The 16,270-nt window shown below is 69.3% G+C and carries 13 protein-coding genes; 4 read left to right on the top strand and 9 right to left on the bottom strand.

From position 1 onward, the window contains the following. The first annotated feature begins 251 nt into the window (after positions 1–251). Positions 252–869 carry an FABP family protein gene (locus tag AAFO60_RS03945; protein ID WP_347954862.1) on the top strand — a complete coding sequence of 206 codons (618 nt, stop codon included), beginning with the start codon at positions 252–254 and terminating at the stop codon, positions 867–869. Positions 870–1,839: 970 nt separating this feature from the next. On the opposite strand, the gene cydC is transcribed toward AAFO60_RS03945, so the two are convergent. From cydC to AAFO60_RS03920, 5 genes are all read right to left on the bottom strand, one after another. Beyond that, positions 1,840–3,549: a thiol reductant ABC exporter subunit CydC gene (cydC, locus tag AAFO60_RS03940; RefSeq protein WP_347954861.1), complete on the bottom strand. Its 1,710-nt coding sequence runs from the start codon at positions 3,547–3,549 to the stop codon at positions 1,840–1,842. Further along, a complete protein-coding gene (cydD, locus tag AAFO60_RS03935) occupies positions 3,539–5,245 on the bottom strand; it encodes a thiol reductant ABC exporter subunit CydD (protein WP_347954860.1) in 1,707 nt (568 codons plus the stop codon). Before cydD ends, cydC begins: the two co-directional genes overlap by 11 nt. Then, positions 5,242–6,285, bottom strand: a complete 1,044-nt coding sequence (gene cydB, locus AAFO60_RS03930; protein WP_347954859.1) for a cytochrome d ubiquinol oxidase subunit II — start codon at positions 6,283–6,285, stop codon at positions 5,242–5,244. Before cydB ends, cydD begins: the two co-directional genes overlap by 4 nt. Positions 6,286–6,297: 12 nt before the next feature. Further along, positions 6,298–7,857, bottom strand: coding sequence for a cytochrome ubiquinol oxidase subunit I (locus AAFO60_RS03925; protein ID WP_347954858.1), 1,560 nt, complete (start codon positions 7,855–7,857; stop codon positions 6,298–6,300). A gap of 103 nt (positions 7,858–7,960) precedes the next feature. Continuing rightward, positions 7,961–8,815 carry an aminodeoxychorismate lyase gene (locus AAFO60_RS03920; RefSeq protein ID WP_347954857.1) on the bottom strand — a complete coding sequence of 285 codons (855 nt, stop codon included), beginning with the start codon at positions 8,813–8,815 and terminating at the stop codon, positions 7,961–7,963. A gap of 144 nt (positions 8,816–8,959) precedes the next feature. Here AAFO60_RS03920 and AAFO60_RS03915 point away from each other — a divergent pair, with 144 nt between their 5' ends. The 3 genes from AAFO60_RS03915 (at position 8,960) to AAFO60_RS03905 (ending at position 11,493) form a co-directional block, all read left to right on the top strand. Then, positions 8,960–9,817 (top strand): SDR family NAD(P)-dependent oxidoreductase, encoded by an 858-nt coding sequence (locus AAFO60_RS03915; RefSeq protein WP_347954856.1) that lies wholly within the window; start codon positions 8,960–8,962, stop codon positions 9,815–9,817. Between the two features lie 113 nt (positions 9,818–9,930). Further along, positions 9,931–11,103 carry a YgfZ/GcvT domain-containing protein gene (locus AAFO60_RS03910; protein ID WP_347954855.1) on the top strand — a complete coding sequence of 391 codons (1,173 nt, stop codon included), beginning with the start codon at positions 9,931–9,933 and terminating at the stop codon, positions 11,101–11,103. Positions 11,104–11,313: 210 nt separating this feature from the next. Then, positions 11,314–11,493, top strand: coding sequence for a DUF3073 domain-containing protein (locus tag AAFO60_RS03905; RefSeq protein WP_347954854.1), 180 nt, complete (start codon positions 11,314–11,316; stop codon positions 11,491–11,493). A 583-nt stretch (positions 11,494–12,076) separates the two neighbouring features. Here the strand turns inward: AAFO60_RS03905 and purM are convergent. From purM to AAFO60_RS03885, 4 genes are all read right to left on the bottom strand, one after another. Further along, positions 12,077–13,162 (bottom strand): phosphoribosylformylglycinamidine cyclo-ligase, encoded by a 1,086-nt coding sequence (gene purM, locus AAFO60_RS03900; RefSeq protein ID WP_347954853.1) that lies wholly within the window; start codon positions 13,160–13,162, stop codon positions 12,077–12,079. Positions 13,163–13,273: 111 nt separating this feature from the next. Continuing rightward, positions 13,274–14,866: an amidophosphoribosyltransferase gene (gene purF / locus AAFO60_RS03895; protein WP_424308311.1), complete on the bottom strand. Its 1,593-nt coding sequence runs from the start codon at positions 14,864–14,866 to the stop codon at positions 13,274–13,276. Positions 14,867–14,956: 90 nt separating this feature from the next. Further along, on the bottom strand, positions 14,957–15,346 hold the full coding sequence (locus AAFO60_RS03890; RefSeq protein WP_347954852.1) for a sterol carrier family protein: 390 nt from the start codon (positions 15,344–15,346) through the stop codon (positions 14,957–14,959). Between the two features lie 18 nt (positions 15,347–15,364). After that, positions 15,365–16,231 (bottom strand): PHP domain-containing protein, encoded by an 867-nt coding sequence (locus AAFO60_RS03885; protein WP_347954851.1) that lies wholly within the window; start codon positions 16,229–16,231, stop codon positions 15,365–15,367. Positions 16,232–16,270: the final 39 nt, after the last annotated feature.

Raw genomic sequence — 16,270 nt, 5'->3', positions numbered from 1 at the left:
ACTGACAATTACTCATTTATCGCTATTTGATATGTTCAGACTCTCAACGAGGCGCGCGGGCTGCCGATTCGACGACTTCCGCGACGCAACTGTGATCTACCCGGCAGTCGATGGACTCGGTTCGGTCACCGCACCCCCGCGCGGTACTATCTGCTCGTGGTCCTTTTCTTTGAAATCCTGTTGGGATTGGCTTCGCTGCTGATCATCTGGTTCGCGCTCTACACCGTTTACCGTCTGGTCAACGACGAGTCGTGACCCGCTCCGGCAACGAGGCGATCTCCGACGCCGAGAAGCGTGCGGAGCAGACCGCCGGCAAGAACCTCTCGCCGGTCGGTGACATCCCTGTGCCCGCCGACACCGCCAACCTGCGGGAAGGCGCCGATCTTCATTCCGGGCTTCTCGCACTCCTGCCGATGGTCGGGGTGTGGGAAGGTCAGGGCGAAGGGCACGATCCCGTGTCCGGCGACGACTATCAGTTCGGGCAGCAGATCATCGTCTCGCACGACGGCGGCAACTACCTCGTCTGGCAGTCCCGGTCCTGGGTCATCGACGAGCAGGGTGCCTACGTCCGCCCCGACCTCCGTGAGTCCGGCTTCTGGCGGATCAGCGAGGATGACGAGATCGAGCTGCTGCTGACGCACGCCGAGGGTTCGATCGAGCTCTACTACGGGCGCCCCCTCAATCAGACGTCGTGGAACCTCACCACCGATGTCACCATTCGAAGCGAGACCGGTGCTCACACCGGCGGCGCCAAGCGCCTCTTCGGCCTCGTTCCCGACGGCGACCTCGCGTACGTCGAAGAGCGCGTCGACGCTGCAGGCGATCTCACGCCGCGGCTGTCCGCAAAGCTCCGCCGCGTCGTCGGCTGACCACACGCAGGCTCGACGAGGAGCCACTGGCCAGCGGCATCCCGGGCTCGCGAGTAGCCACTGGTCAGCGGCATCCCGGGCTCGCGAGTAGCCGCCGGTCAGCAACTCTCCAGGCTCGACGAGTTACCGCTGGTCAGCAGCGTCCCAGCCTCGCGAGTAGCCCGCCGGTCAGCGGCAACCCCAGGCTCATCGAGTAGCCCGCGAACGAAGTGAGCGAGCGTATCGAGATGCACCCCAACGGGTCTCGATACGCCGCCTCGCTGCGCTCGGTGGCTACTCGACCACCCTGAAAACGACCCCGATCCGGCTCAACCAAACCCGCCACCCCCAGGCCCATCCAGCTCTCCCCCGGTCAGCCGCAACCCAGGCTCATCGAGTAGCCCGCGAACGAAGAGAGCGAGCGTATCGAGATGCACCCCAACAGGCCTCGATACGCCGCCTCGCTGCGCTCAGTGGCTACTCGACCACCCTGAAAACGACCCCGATCCGGCTCAACCAAACCCGCCACCCCCAGGCCCATCCAGCTCTCCCCCGGTCAGCCGCAACCCAGGCTCATCGAGTAGCCCGCGAACGAAGAGAGCGAGCGTATCGAGATGCACCCCAACAGGCCTCGATACGCCGCCTCGCTGCGCTCAGTGGCTACTCGAACCACCCTGACAACGACCCCGATCCGGCTCAACCAAACCCGCCACCCCCAGGCCCATCCAGCTCTCCCCCGGTCAGCCGCAACCCAGGCTCATCGAATAGCCCGCGAACGAAGAGAGCGAGCGTATCGAGATGCACCCCAACAGGCCTCGATACGCCGCCTCGCTGCGCTCAGTGGCTACTCGACCACCCTGAAAACGACCCTATTCCGGCTCAACCAAGCCCGCCACCCCAGGCTCATCGAGTAGCCCGCGAACGAAGTGAGCGAGCGTATCGAGATGCACCCCCAACGGGTCTCGATACGCCGCCTCGCTGCGCTCGGTGGCTACTCGACCCCCCTGAGAACGACCCCGCTCCGGCTCACCGAGGACAGGGGCAGCAGCGGGACGTCGATGCCGGCCACGTCCTGGTGCGTCACCACGACCACGGTGCGATCGCCGAACAGGTCGCCGCAGATCAAGGACAGCAGCTCGTGCGCGTCGTCGGCGGCCAGATGCTCGGTGGGTTCGTCGAGCAGGACCACCGGCGCCGGATGCAGCAGGGCACGGGCCAGGAGCAGCCTGCGGCGCTGTCCGCCCGACAGCGCTGCGCCGCCGCCGGTCAACTTCTCCCCCAAGCCGTCGGGCAGCGACGCCAGCCACGGTCCCAGGCCCACCCGGTCCAGCACCTCGCGCATCTGTTCGTCGGTGACGTCGCCGCGCGCCACGCGCAGGTTCTCACCGACCGTCGTCGAGAAGACGTGGGCGTCATCGGCGAAGTAGACGACGGACTCGCGCGGGGATCGGTGACCGACGTCGACCGTGCCCGACAACGGCGGTACCAGGCCGGCGAGGGTCATCAGCAGCGTCGACTTCCCGACTCCGCTGGACCCGACCACGGCGAGTCTGCCGCCGGGTTCGAGGGCGAGATCGATCGGTCCGCCCAGCGGACGGTCCCAGCCCCAGCGCAGGCCGGCAGCGGTCAGCGTGACCGGCGCCGGATCGATCACCGGGTCGGATTCGGCGACTCCGGCCCCGTCGACCAGGGCCAGGACTCGCCTCGCGGCCTGTCGCCCGCTCTCCCACGCCATCCCGGCCTCGGTGAGCGGCGCGGTGGTCTCGAACGACGACAGCGGCAGCAACAACAGGATGCCGAAGACCATCGGCGTGACGCCCTCGCCGGAGGCGACGTCGGCCAGAGATCCGGGCAGGTCGGCGGCCAACTGGACGGCGATGACCGCGGCGGCGATCACACTCGCGGCCAACGACAGCGGGGTGACCGCTTGCGCGGCCGCCTGCCAGCGCATACCCGCGTCCTCGGCGTCCTCGGTGCGACGATCGGCGTCGGACACCGACCGCAGCACCCGCCCCCGCGCCCGCGCGACGGCCAGTTCCGGACCGTGCCACAGCAGCGACGACGCCGCCTCGACGACCTCCTCGCGCGCACGCGAGGCGTCGGCGACCCGCCGGGAGGCGCCGCGCGCCGCGAGCCACGGGGCGAGCACCCCGCTCACCAGCAGCGCGACCGCCAGCACCGCGGCGGCCGGAAGCGAGACGCACGCCATGATGACGACGGCCGACACCGAGGTGACGGCGCCGACCGCCATCGGGATCAGGCCGCGGACGACCGCGTTGCCGATCTCGTCGACGTCGTCGGCGGTGCGCGCCATCAGTTCCGACGACCGCAGGCCGACGGTGTAGCCGGGCGCACCGCCCGAGAGCGCCCGATAGAGGCGGGTTCGGGCCTCGGCCATCGCCCGCAGGGCGAGGTCGTGGGTGGCCAGCCGCTCCAGATAGCGGAAGACGCCGCGGGAGATGCCGAGCGCGCGGACGGCGGTGACCGCGACCGACAGATACAGCACCGGCGGCATCTGCCAGGCCCGAGTGATCAGCCACGCCGACAGCGCCGCGAGTCCGAGAGCTGACAGCGCACCGGCGACCCCGAGCAGGATCGGCACGGTCAGCGCCCGCCCGCGCACGCCGGTGAACTCCAGCGCGGCGATCAGCGGGTCCCGCGGGCGGCCGCCCGGGCGCCGGGAGGTGGGATCAGCGGGCATCGGAGACCTCCGAAGCGAGATCGACGACGTGGTCGGCCGCCGCCAGAACCGCGGACCGGTGCGAGATCATCAGCACGGTGGCGCCGGCCCGCGCCCGCTCCAGCAGGGCGTCGAGGACCCGGCCGGCGGTGTCGTCGTCGAGATGGGCGGTGGGTTCGTCGAGCAGCAGCAGGGGTGCGGGCGAGGCGAGCGTCCGGGTCAGCGCTAGTCGTTGTCGCTGTCCGGCCGACAGACCCGCGCCGCCCGCGCCGAGCCGGGTGCGGAGTCCGTCGGGAAGATCGGTGACGACCTCGTCGAAGGCCGCCGCACGCATCGCCGGACCGACAGCGGCCTCGTCGAGGGGGCCGAACAACGCCAGGTTCTCCTCGACGGTGCCGGGAACGACTGCCGGGTGCTGCGGCAGCCAGGCGATCTGGCCGTAGTAGTGGTCGGGACGCAGGTCGCGCACGTCGTGATCGCCGAGGCGCACGGCGCCCTCGTCCGGTTCCTGCAAGGCCAGCACGCATGCGAAGACCGTCGACTTACCGGACCCGTTCGGCCCGGTCAGCACCGTCACCTCACCGGGCCGGGCGACGGCGGAGAGTCCGCGGGGCGCCCACCCGTCGCGTCCGCCGACGCCGAGCGCATCGATGACGACGGGCTCGCCCGACACCGTGACCTGCGATGTTCCACGTGGATCAGCGCGACCGGCGTCGATGATGTCGAGCACGTCGTCGGCGGCCTCGACGCCGTCCTCGGCGTTGTGGAACTGCGCGCCTATCTGCCGCAGCGGCAGATAGGCCTCGGGCGCCAGGATCAGGGCCAGCACGCCCGCATACAGGCTCATCTCACCGAAGACCAGGCGCAGGCCGATGCTGACCGCGACCAGGGCGACGCTCAGCGTCGCGAGCAGCTCCAGCACCGCACCCGACAGGAAGGCGATGCGCAGCGAACTCATCGTGCTGCGCCGCAGCCGCTCCCCCAGCCCGGCGACCTGCCCGGCCGGCCCTTGCGCGCGTCCCAGCGCCCGCAAGGTCGGCAGACCCGCCATCAGGTCGACGAGCTGGGCGTTCTGCCTGCTCATGGCGTCGAGTTTGCGGCGGGTCCGGTCCCGGGTGACCAGCCCGATCAGCACCATGAAGAGCGGGATCAGCGGCAGCGTGACGACGATGATCACGCCGCTGATCCAGTCGGTCCACAGTTCGACGGCCACCACCAGCGGGGTGATGATCGCGGTGGACAGCAGCGCGGGCAGGTAGCCGGACAGATAGTCCGACAGTCGGTCCAGTCCGCGCAGGGTGACGGTCAGCGCGTGCTCGCGCCGGATGAGCAACTCCCGCGGACCGGTCCGGGCCGGGTCGGTGAGCGTGTCGAGCGCGGCGATCCGCAGTTCGTCGATGCTCTGGTGGGCCGCCCGTCTGCCCACCCGATCGCCGGCGTAGGTCATGGCGGCGCGGGCGGCGAAGGCGATCGCCACCACCGCCAGGTGACGCCATTGGGCGTCGAAGCTCCGCAACGACGGTTCGGTGACGATCTCCGCGAGCAGCCCGGCCAGTGCCACGGCGCCGGCGACCACGGCGATCACATTGCCGACCGCGAACGCCGCCGCCGCGACCACGTACCGCCGCGCCGACCGGGACGCGCGCAGCAGCCGCGAGTCGAGCGGCGGCCGTCGCCGTTCGACCCGCTCCGGCGCGGTCGCGGTCGGCTCGGTCACTTGTCCGCGCGCTGCAGGGGCAGCCCGATGGACGGCGGGATGTGATCGATCGACAGCCGCTTGCGGAACACCCAGTAGCTGTAGGCCTGATAGCCGATCACCACCGGCGCCGCGATCGCGATCGCCCACGTCATGATCACGAGCGTGTAGTGGCTCGACGAGGTGTTCGCGATCGTGAGGCTGAACGCCGGGTCGGTCGCCGAGGGCATCACGTCGGGGAACAGCGACGCGAACAGCATCGCGACGGTCCCGGCGATCGCCACGCAGGTGGCGGCGAAGGCCCAGCCTTCGCGCCGGGTGACGGCGCCGAGCACCATGCCGACCGCGGCGACCGCCGCGACCACCACGATCGCCCACGTCCAGGTGTCGCCGTAGGCCAGCTGCGTCCAGATCAGGAAGGCCGCGGCCACCACGGCGGTCGGGATCGCCGACCGCGCGGCGAAGTCCTGCGCGGCCTCGCGCATCTCGCCGGACGTCTTCAAGGCGACGAACACCGCGCCGTGGGTGAGGAAGGCGAGCAGCGTCGTCGCGCCGCCGAGCAGCGCGTACGGGTTCAGCAGGTTGAAGAAGCCGCCGGTGTACTGGTGGTCGGCATCGATCGGCAGGCCGCGGACCACGTTCGCGAATGCGACGCCCCACAGGATCGCCGGCAGCCACGAACCGAGACCGATGCCGACGTCGCACCAGCGGCGCCACCGGACGTCGTTGATCTTGCCGCGCCACTCGATGGCGACCACACGGACGATCAGTCCGATCAGGATCAGGAACAGCGCCAGGTAGAACGCCGAGAACATGGTGGCGTACCAGCCGCCGAACGCTGCGAACAGCAGTGCGCCACCGGTGATCAGCCACACCTCGTTGCCGTCCCACACCGGGCCGATCGTGTTGAGCAGCACTCGCCGCCGCTTGTCGCCGTCCGGGTCGGTGTGTCGGCCCAGGATCGGCATCAGCATGCCGACGCCGAAGTCGAAGCCCTCCAGCACGAAGTACATGACGAACATGAACGCGATGAGCACGAACCAGAAGTTCTCAAGAGTCATCGGATTGCCCTCCTAGTACGCGAACGAGAGTTCGGCGGAATCGTCGTCGTCCGACCCGGCGGCGGGCGCCTTGGTGTCGGAGTCGCCCGGACCCTCGATGACATAGCGGCGCTCGAGGTAGAACCAGACGACGCCGAGCGCGCCGTACAGCAGAGTGAAGCCGATCAGCGTGGTCCACACCGCGGGCGGCGCGTGATTGGAGACGCCGTCCTGCACGAGCATGTGGATGCGCAGCGGATCACCGCCCTCGTCGGCCCAGTTCGGGACGACCACCCACGGCTGTCGGCCCATCTCGGTGAAGATCCAGCCCGAGGCGTTGGCCAGGAAGGGCGTCGGCAGCATCCACAGGCACAGGCGCCCGAACCACCGCGGCACGTCGGACCGCTTGCGCCGCAGGAACCACAGGCCGCCGAAGGCGACCACCACCGACCCGAGAGCCCAGGTGATCATCGCGCGGAAGCTCCAGTAGGTGACGAACAGGTTGGGCGCGAAGTTCTGGCCCGGCATGTTCAGCGCTTCCTGGTACTGCTTCTGCAGTTCGTTGACGCCCTTGACCTCGGTGTCGAAGCGGTGGTCGGCCAGGAACGAGAGCATTCGCGGGATGGTGATGACGTGCTCGATGTTCTCGCAGTTGTTCTGCCTGCCGATGCTCAGCACCGAGAACGGCGCACCGGTCTCGGTCTCGCACAGCGATTCGGCGGCGGCCATCTTCATCGGCTGCTGTTTGAACATGAGCTGCGCCTGCATGTCGCCGGTGACGAACAGGCCAAGCCCCGATCCGATGACCACCCACAGCGCGAAGATGCTGATCGGTCGCCACAGGGTGGCGTTGTCGTGGCGCAGGTCGGCCGGCGAGGCGCCCACCTGGCTCGGCGACGACGTCGCCGGGATGATCGACTCGTCGCCGATCCGTGCGGCCTCCTCGATCTTGGCCGCGCGGTGGCCGTTGCGGGCCATCCACCACAGGCCGATCACCGCCACCACCGTCGCAGCGGTCAGCAGAGCACCCATGATGACGTGCGGGAACGCCACCAGCGTCGTGTTGTTGGTGATCAGCGCGATGATGTTGGTCATGCGCGGCCGACCGCGTTCGGCGTCCCACTCGACGCCGACCGGATGCTGCATCCACGAGTTCGCGACGAGGATGAAGTACGCCGAGAGGTTGACGCCGATCGCGACCATCCAGATGCAGGCCAGGTGGATGCGACGCGGGAGGCGTCCCCAGCCGAACATCCACAGGCCGATGAAGGTCGACTCGAGGAAGAAGGCCAGCAGGCCCTCCAGGGCGAGCGGCGCTCCGAAGACGTCGGCGACGTAGCGGCTGTACTCGCTCCAGTTCATGCCGAACTGGAACTCCTGCACGATGCCGGTGGCGACGCCGAGGGCGAAGTTGATGAGGAAGATCTTGCCGAAGAACTTGGTGGCGCGGAGCCACTGTTCGTTGCCGGTGCGATGCCAGACGGTCTGCATCACGGCGATCATGGGCGCCAGACCGATCGTCAACGGCACCAGGATGAAGTGGTAGACGGTTGTGATACCGAACTGCCACCGGGAGATGTCTACAACATTCACTGCGACCTCATATTCGTCACGCGCAGAGCCGGGTGTTACTACACACCGTAGTAGCGGTTTGAGCGTTGTAAAGCAGTCGTGATGCAGCCAACGGACCGAAGTCCTATGACCCCGCTGACCTGTGTACCAGGCACGCGACGTCGATCACGTCCTGCCGCCGACACGCTCGCCCGTTCAGCTCACGCACCCGCGCCGCCAGCGTCACCGACGACAGCAGCCACACCTCCTGTGCCGCGTACAGGTCCTCGACCGTCAACGACCGCTCCACCGCCGGGACCCCCTCGGCAGCGGCGAGATCGAACAGCGCGTCCTGCGTCGTGCCCGGCAGGATCCCGTCATCGCGCGGCGGGGTCACCAGGGCGCCGTCGATCACCGCGACCACCGAACCGCGCGGACCCTCCAGCACCGTGCCCGCGGCGGAGACGAAGATCGCATCGTCGGCGCCGAGACCGCGCGCGTGACGCAGTGCGGCGACGTTGACCGCATAGCTCAACGATTTGACGCCGGCCAGCAGCCACGGCGCATGCTGCGCCGAGCCGGGCTCGTACGCGGTCGGCAGCGTCACCGCCCGCACCCCGTCACGGCGGGCGACGGCGACCCGATCCGGAACCGGATCGACGGTCAGGAACAGCGTGGGCGCGGCCGCGGGGTCACCTTCCCGACCACGGGTGCAGACCAGGCGGAGCATGCCCTCACCACTGCCCACCCGACGCCACTGCGCGACGCCGGCGTCGACCATCCGCATCAAATCCTCGACGTCGACGGCAGGCAGTCCGGCGACGGACGCACTGTCGCGCAGACGAGCCAGGTGGCGGTCCGCGCCGCACGCCCGACCCTCACGCACCAGCATCGTCTCGAACAGCCCGTCGCCGTGGACCAGACCCAGATCGTCGGCGTGGATCAGCGCGGCGTCGGGATCGAGGACGAGGCCCGCGGCGGAAACCAGGACGGTCGGCATCGTTCCACGATGTCATGGAGCCGCCGTCGGCCGCATCCAACGCCCACGATCGGCCCTTTCGCCGATCCCCTTCGCACGGCACAGATTCCGTCCATCGGGAGAAAGTCCCCCACCGACGACGCCGACCGGGTAGCACGGTGAGGCATGACCACTGAACGCATCGTCGTCGTCACCGGCGCCAGTCGCGGCGCAGGCAAGGGCATCGCCCTGGCCCTCGCCGGGCCCGGGACCACCGTCTACGTCACCGGACGCACCGTCGTCGAAGGGCAGGCCGAACTGCCCGGCACCATCGGCGCGACCGCCGCCGAGATCACCCGCCGCGGCGGCGTCGGCGTCGCGGTCGCCGTCGATCACTCCGACGACGCCCAGGTGGCCGCCCTGTTCGAGCGGATCCGCGCCGAGCACGGCCGCCTCGACATCCTGGTGAACAACGCCATCACCCTGCCGCCCGAGCTGACCGCGAAGGGCCCGTTCTGGAGCAAGCCGCTCTCGCTGCTCGACCTGCACGACGTCGGCATGCGCTCGGCCTACGTCGCCGCCTACTACGCGGCTCCGCTGCTCATCGAGACGCCCGGCAGCCTGGTGGTCAACACGTCCTCGTTCGGCGGCACCGCCTACATGCACGGACCGGCATACGGTTCGGGCAAGGCCGCCGTCGACAAGATGGCCCACGACATGGCCGTCGACTTCAAACCCTTCGGCGTCACCGCGATCTCCCTGTGGATGGGCCTGTTGAAGACCGAGCGCACCATGGCGGCCTTCGCCGCGCACCCCGGCATGTACGAGGGGTTGGCCGCCACCGCCGAGACGCCGGAGTTCCCCGGCCGCGTGATCGACGCTCTGCACCGCGACCCGAACCTCCTCGACCGCACCGGCCAGATCCTGGTGGGCGCCGAGGTCGCCGCCGAACTCGGTGTCACCGACGTGGAGGGCAACCAGCCGCCCTCGCACCGCCCGTTCCTCGGCGACCCGCCGGTCTACTCGGCGGCCGTCATCGAATAGGCCCGACTGCGGCGGATCGGTCCGGGGTGGCTCGGCACCGAACCGAGCCGATCCACCGCGGCCGACGGCCCGGGCCGAACGCGTCGGCCGCTCATGCTCGTAGACTCGATGACATGGCCTCCGCGTCTGTGATCCTCACGTCCGCACCGTCTGCTGTCGCCACCCCCGAGGGCGACCCGAGTCCGGGCGTCGCCTGGCATTACGGAGACCCGCTCGGCGAACAACGCATCGCCACGCGACGCGCGGCGATCGTCGACCGCTCGGACCGCTTCGTCATCGAACTCGGCGGCGACGAACGCCTCAGCTGGCTGCACACCATCTCCACCCAGCACCTGACCGAGCTGCCCGACCGCCGCAGCGCCGAGAATCTGTCGCTCGACGGGAACGGCCGCGTCGAAGACCACTTCGTCCTCACCGACATCGACGGCACCACCTGGATCGACACCGAGGCGCTGCGCGGCGAGCCGCTCGCGGCCTTCCTGGCCAAGATGGTGTTCTGGGCCAAGGCGACGCCCACCCCGCGCCCCGACATGGCCGTCCTGACCCTGCTCGGACCGGACGTGCTGACCGGCCCCCTCGCCGAAGCGATCGGCCTGCCCGCCGACGCGGTGCAGTATCAGGCCGGGGACCTGCCAGAACTGCGGCACGACGACGAGCCGCTCGGCTTCTGGCGCGTGATGCCACCGATCGGCGAGCGCGGCTCGACGCCCGTCGTCGACCTGGTGGTCCCCGAGGCGGACCTGCGCCAGTGGTGGCAGTTGCTCACCGAGGCCGGCGCCCATCCCGCAGGCATGTGGGCGTTCGAGGCACTGCGCGTGGCCGCGATGCGGCCGCGGTTGCACCTGGACACCGACGAGCGCACCATCCCCCACGAAGTCGACTGGATCGGCGGCCCCGAGCAGGGCGGCGCCGTCCATCTCGACAAGGGCTGCTATCGCGGCCAGGAGACGGTCGCGCGGGTGGCGAACCTCGGCCGCCCGCCGCGTCGCCTGGTCCTCCTGCACCTGGACGGCAGCTCGGCGTACCGGCCGAGCGTCGGCGACCCCGTCACCGCCGGCGGTCGAACCGTGGGCCGGGTCGGCAGCGTGGTCGACCACTTCGAGAACGGCCCCATCGCCCTCGCCCTCGTCAAGCGGAACGTACCCGCCGATGCAGAACTGACCGTCGGCGATCCGGCGACGCCCGATGACTCCGCGACCGCCCGGATCGACGCCGACCTGTATACACAGGACGACGAAGTGCCCGCCGGCCGCGCCGCAGTGGACAGACTCCGCGGTCGCCGCTGACCGCGCTTGCACACGACCTGCGACAGGCAGGCGTGAAAAGACTCCTGGGTCACAGACGAAAGCCCTGCTCACAGCGTTTTTGGGAATTGACCGTCCGGCGATGAGACTTAATCGGAAGTGCGCGCTAGACTGTCAGTACGAAAACTATTAACGAAAAGAACGGGGCCGCCACACCGATGGCCGCCCCGTCACTGTGCGAGGGGGTCCCACATGGGCCGCGGCCGGGCAAAGGCAAAGCAGACGAAGGTTGCTCGTCAGCTCAAGTACTCAGCTCCGCATACTGACTTCGACAGCCTCCAGCGAGAGCTCTCTGGTGGCAGCGACAAGTCACACGACTCCTGGTCGGATGAGCAGAGTTGGAACAGTGAAGAGGAGTGGCGACACGCTTGACGCGGTGTCGTTCACACCCACTCGTACAGGGCATCACCCGGACAGCCGGGATAGGCGCGTGACGCGTCGACGATGACCGCCGTACATACGCAGAACCCCGTGTCCCGGTAGGCACGGGGTTCTCGTATTCTCAGGTCGCACGAGACCACACCGAAGTCTCGATACGCTCGCTCACTCCGTTCGCGGGCTACTCGACAACCCTGGCTACCGGCCCCGGCGCACACGCGCTCACCCAGGGTTGTCGAGTAGTCCGAGGCGCTAGCCGAGGACGTATCGAGACCCGATGATCGCCTGAGGATCTGCGTCCGATTCTGTACCCGCAGCGAACAACTGCGGACACAGATCGCGCCGCGCCCACGGTGTCTCGATACGCTCGCTCGCTCCGTTCGCGGGCTACTCGACATACCTGAGTGCCGGCCCGCCGCACAAGCCCTTACCAGGGTTGTCGAGTAAGCCCAGGAGCGCAGCGACTGAGCGCATCGAGACCGACGATGCGCGACCTCCGCTGCGCTCCGGTCGCTTACTCGATCACCCTGGAACGTTCCGGCCGCTCACTCGCTCAGCTTGAGAACGGCCCAATCGCCTAGAAGCGGGGGTGATCGCCGATCAGGGTGGCCGAGCCGGGGGCGCCGGGCTCGCCGCGCTTGACCGTGCCCAGGACCCAGTTGTCGACGTGGCGGGCGGTCAGGATGGCCTGGGCGCGGTCGGTGTCCTCGGGCGACACGATCGCGACCATACCGACGCCCATGTTGAAGGTCCGCTCCATCTCCGCACGCTCCACGCGACCGCGCTGGGCGATCAGCGAGAAGATCGGTGCCGGCGTCCACGTGTTGCGCTCCAGCTCCGCGGTGAGACCCGCGGGCAGCACACGGCCGAGGTTGTCGGCCAGGCCGCCGCCGGTGACGTGTGCAAACGTGCGGACGTCGCTCTCGGCCGCCAGCGCCAGGCAGTCCTTCGCGTAGATGCGAGTCGGCTCCAGCAGTTCCTCACCGAGGCTGCGGCCGAACTCCTCCACGTGCCCCGACAGATCCATGCGACCCCAGTCGAGCAGCACCTTGCGGGCCAGCGAGTAACCGTTCGAGTGCAGGCCCGACGAGCCCATCGCGATGACGACGTCGCCCGCCCGCACGCGGTCCGGTCCCAGGATCGAGTCGGCCTCCACCACGCCGACGCCCGTCGCCGAGATGTCGTAGTGGCCGTCCTCCATGACGCCCGGATGCTCGGCCGTCTCGCCGCCGAGCAGCGCGCAGCCGGCGTCGACGCAGCCGTCGGCGATGCCCTTGACGATGTCGGCGACCATCTCCGGGATGACCTTGCCGATGGCGATGTAGTCCTGCAGGAACAGCGGTTCGGCGCCGCACACGACCAGGTCGTCGACGACCATGGCGACCAGGTCCCGGCCCACGGTGTCGTGCTTGTCCATCGCCTGCGCGATGACGAGCTTGGTGCCGACACCGTCGCTCGAGGCCGCGAGCACCGGCTCCCGGTAGTCACCCTTCAGCGAGAACAGACCGGCGAAGCCGCCCAGTCCACCGAGCACCTCCGGCCGCGTGGCGCGCTTCGCGTGCGGCGCGAACAGCTCGACCGCACGCTCACCGGCGTCGATGTCCACGCCGGCTGCGGCGTAGGAAGCGCCGGCCGTCGGCTTGTCGGCAGACCCGTCGGTCATATTCTTGATTCTCCTGAAAGTCGACAGCTGAAAACAGCCGTTCGGGCGGTGGGACGCACTCACGGTACCTGAGTGCGGAAGTGATTCGGGCGGTCTGGGGAACAGACCGAGTCAGGGGCGCATCACGGCGCTGACATTGTCGTTCGACGCGGTCAGCGGATCGACGCCGTCGGCCGATCCCTTCAGCATGCTCTCCAGCACGGCCTTGCCCATGGTGGTCTCGGCCGGCAGCTTGATCGGGTACTTGCCGTCAAAGCAAGCCGCACACAGCTTCTCGCGCGGCTGCTCGGTGGCGTTGATCATCTCGTCGATGGTGATGTAGCCGAGCGAGTCGGCGTCGATCGCCTGCCGCACGCTCTCGACCATCGCCTCTTTCGAGTCCGATCCGTTCGCGATCAGCTCGGCCGGCGAAGCGAAATCGATGCCGTAGAAGCACGGCCAGCGCACCGGTGACGACGCGATCCGGACGTGGACTTCGGCGGCGCCGGCTTCGCGGAGCATCCGGATCAGTGCGCGCTGCGTGTTGCCGCGGACGATCGAATCGTCGACGACCACCAGCCGCTTACCGCGGATGACCTCCCGCAGCGGGTTGAGCTTCAACCGGATGCCGAGCTGGCGGATCGTCTGCGAAGGCTGAATGAAGGTACGGCCGACGTAGGCGTTCTTCATCAGACCCTGCCCGTAGGGGATGCCCGACTCCTGCGCGTAACCGACCGCGGCCGGGGTACCCGATTCGGGAACCGGGATCACCAGGTCGCCCTCGGCGGGCTGTTCGCGGGCCAACCGGCGACCAATCTCGACGCGGGTCGAGTGCACCGACCGACCGTGGATCACGCTGTCCGGGCGCGCCAGGTACACGTACTCGAAGACGCAGCCGTGCGGGGTCGGCTCGGCGAATCGCTGGCTGCGGACGCCGTCGGCGTCGATCGCCAGGAGTTCGCCCGGCTCGATGTCGCGGACGAAGGAGGCACCGACGATGTCGAGGGCGGCGGTCTCGGAGGCGACCACCCAGCCGCGATCGAGGCGACCCAGCGACAGCGGGCGCACCCCGTGCGGGTCGCGTGCCGCGTACAGCGTGTGCTCGTCCTGGAAGGTCAGGCAGAAGGCGCCCTCGACCGTCGGCAGCAGTTCCATCGCCGACTGCTCGAGCGTCTTGTCGGCGGCGCCGTGAGCGAGCAGGGCGGCCAGGATGTCGGAGTCGGAGGTCGCGGCGTTGCCCGCGCCCGTCCCGTAGATGCCCAGGGCACGCGCCCGATCGGCGAGCTCCGCGGTGTTGACGAGGTTGCCGTTGTGCCCCAAGGCCAGCCCGCTCCCCGCCGCGGTGGTGCGGAAGATCGGCTGCGAGTTCTCCCACGTGGTGGAACCGGTGGTCGAGTACCGGCAGTGACCGACGGCGATGTGGCCGACCATCGAGGCGAGGGTCTGCTCGTCGAAGACCTGACTCACCAGTCCGAGGTCCTTGAACACGAGCACCTGCGCGCCGTCGCCGACGGAGATGCCCGCGGCCTCCTGCCCGCGGTGCTGCAGTGCGTACAGACCGTAGTAGGTCATCTTTGCGACGTCTTCTCCGGGAGCCCAGACGCCGAACACGCCGCACTCCTCGCGGGGTTCGTTCTCGGGCTGGTCTGCCTCGACAGGGTGCGACGATCGGCCGCATCCGGGCTGGGTCAGCAGGTTCGGAGAGTGTATCGACTTGTCGGTCACGTGAGACGCTCCGGTTTCATGGGCTTGGCGGGCGTTACCGTTACCACATTCTACGGTCCCGGCTCGGACTTCTTGAAATCCAGCAGAATTCTACGCGAGCGGAATCACTGGCAGCAGGTGTGCGACATCACCGGCCCGATGGCCGGAGACGCTGACCCGGTGGGCGTCGACGGCGTCGTCGAAAGTCAGCAGCCCCGTCGCCAGCAGCAGCCAGTCCCGCGGCGTCGTCTCCATCACGTTCGGCGGTGTGCCGCGCGTGTGCCTGACCCCCTCGATGCACTGGACGGCGACGAAAGGCGGCACACGCAGCTCGACGGCGTTGCCGGGCGCATCCTGCGCGACGGTGCGCGCGGTGAGCCGGACCGCGGCGGCCAGTGCCGCGCGACCGGGCTTCGGCGCGGTCTCATCGCGCAGCCAGTCGGCCACGGCCAGCACTGCGGCGCGCGTCTGCGCGGGGTCGGCTCTGTCTCGGGGTGCCACGGTTCCAGTGTTCCCGTCTCACGCGCCGAACGGCGCCACGGCACCGCGGTCGATGATCGCCTCGACGACGTCGTCGGGTGTCCGCTCCTGCCCGAGGCGCAGCTCCTTGTTGTCGCCGTGGTAGTCGCTGGATCCGGTCTGGAGCAGCCCGAGGTTCGTCGCGATGTCGGCCAGTTCGGCGCGGGCGGCGGCGTCGTGGTCGGGGTGGCGCACCTCCAGCCCGGCGAGCCCGTGCGGCACCAGCGACTCGATGACCTGCGCGGTCAGGACCGGCGCCGCGGCGCGGGCGCGCGGGTGAGCGATCACGGGCACGCCTCCGGCGTCGACGATGAGTCCGATTCCCTCGCGCAACGACGTGGACCGCAGTGCCGCGTAGTAGGGACTGTGATCGTGCAGGAGGTCGTCGAACGCCTCGCCGATCGAGCCGACGGCCCCGGCCTCCATCAGGGCCCGGGCGATGTGCGGGCGGCTGATACTGCTGGGGCCGGAGATCTCGCGCACCCGCTCCAGGGTGATCGGATAGCCGGCGGCGACGAGGTTCGCCACGATCCGGGCGCCGCGCCCCCTGCGTTCGTCGCGGATGCGGTCCCACTCGCCGACGATCCCCGAATCGTGGCGGTCGAAGAGATAGCCGAGCAGGTGCACCGACACCAGCGCACCGTCGGGCGCCGGGTGCTTGGTCGAGAACTCGGCGCCCGGCAGCACGCGCATGCCCGCGGGGACGTGCGCCGCGGTCTCGTCCCAGCCGGCCGCCGTGTCGTGGTCGGTGAGTCCGACGGTGGTCAGGCCCGCCGCCGCAGCCGCGGCCAGGAGCTGAGCCGGACTGTCGGTGCCGTCCGAGTACGCGGTGTGGGTGTGCAGATCAGCGGTCAGCCCGAGCGTCATGCCACCGATCGTAGTGCGCGGGTGCGTGATCGCCGCGGG

It is taken from the genome of Gordonia aichiensis (assembly GCF_039946255.1).
GTDB lineage: Bacteria > Actinomycetota > Actinomycetes > Mycobacteriales > Mycobacteriaceae > Gordonia > Gordonia aichiensis_A.
The sequence above is the reverse complement of the archived record's forward strand: the minus strand, read 5'-3'. Positions and strand labels throughout refer to the sequence as shown.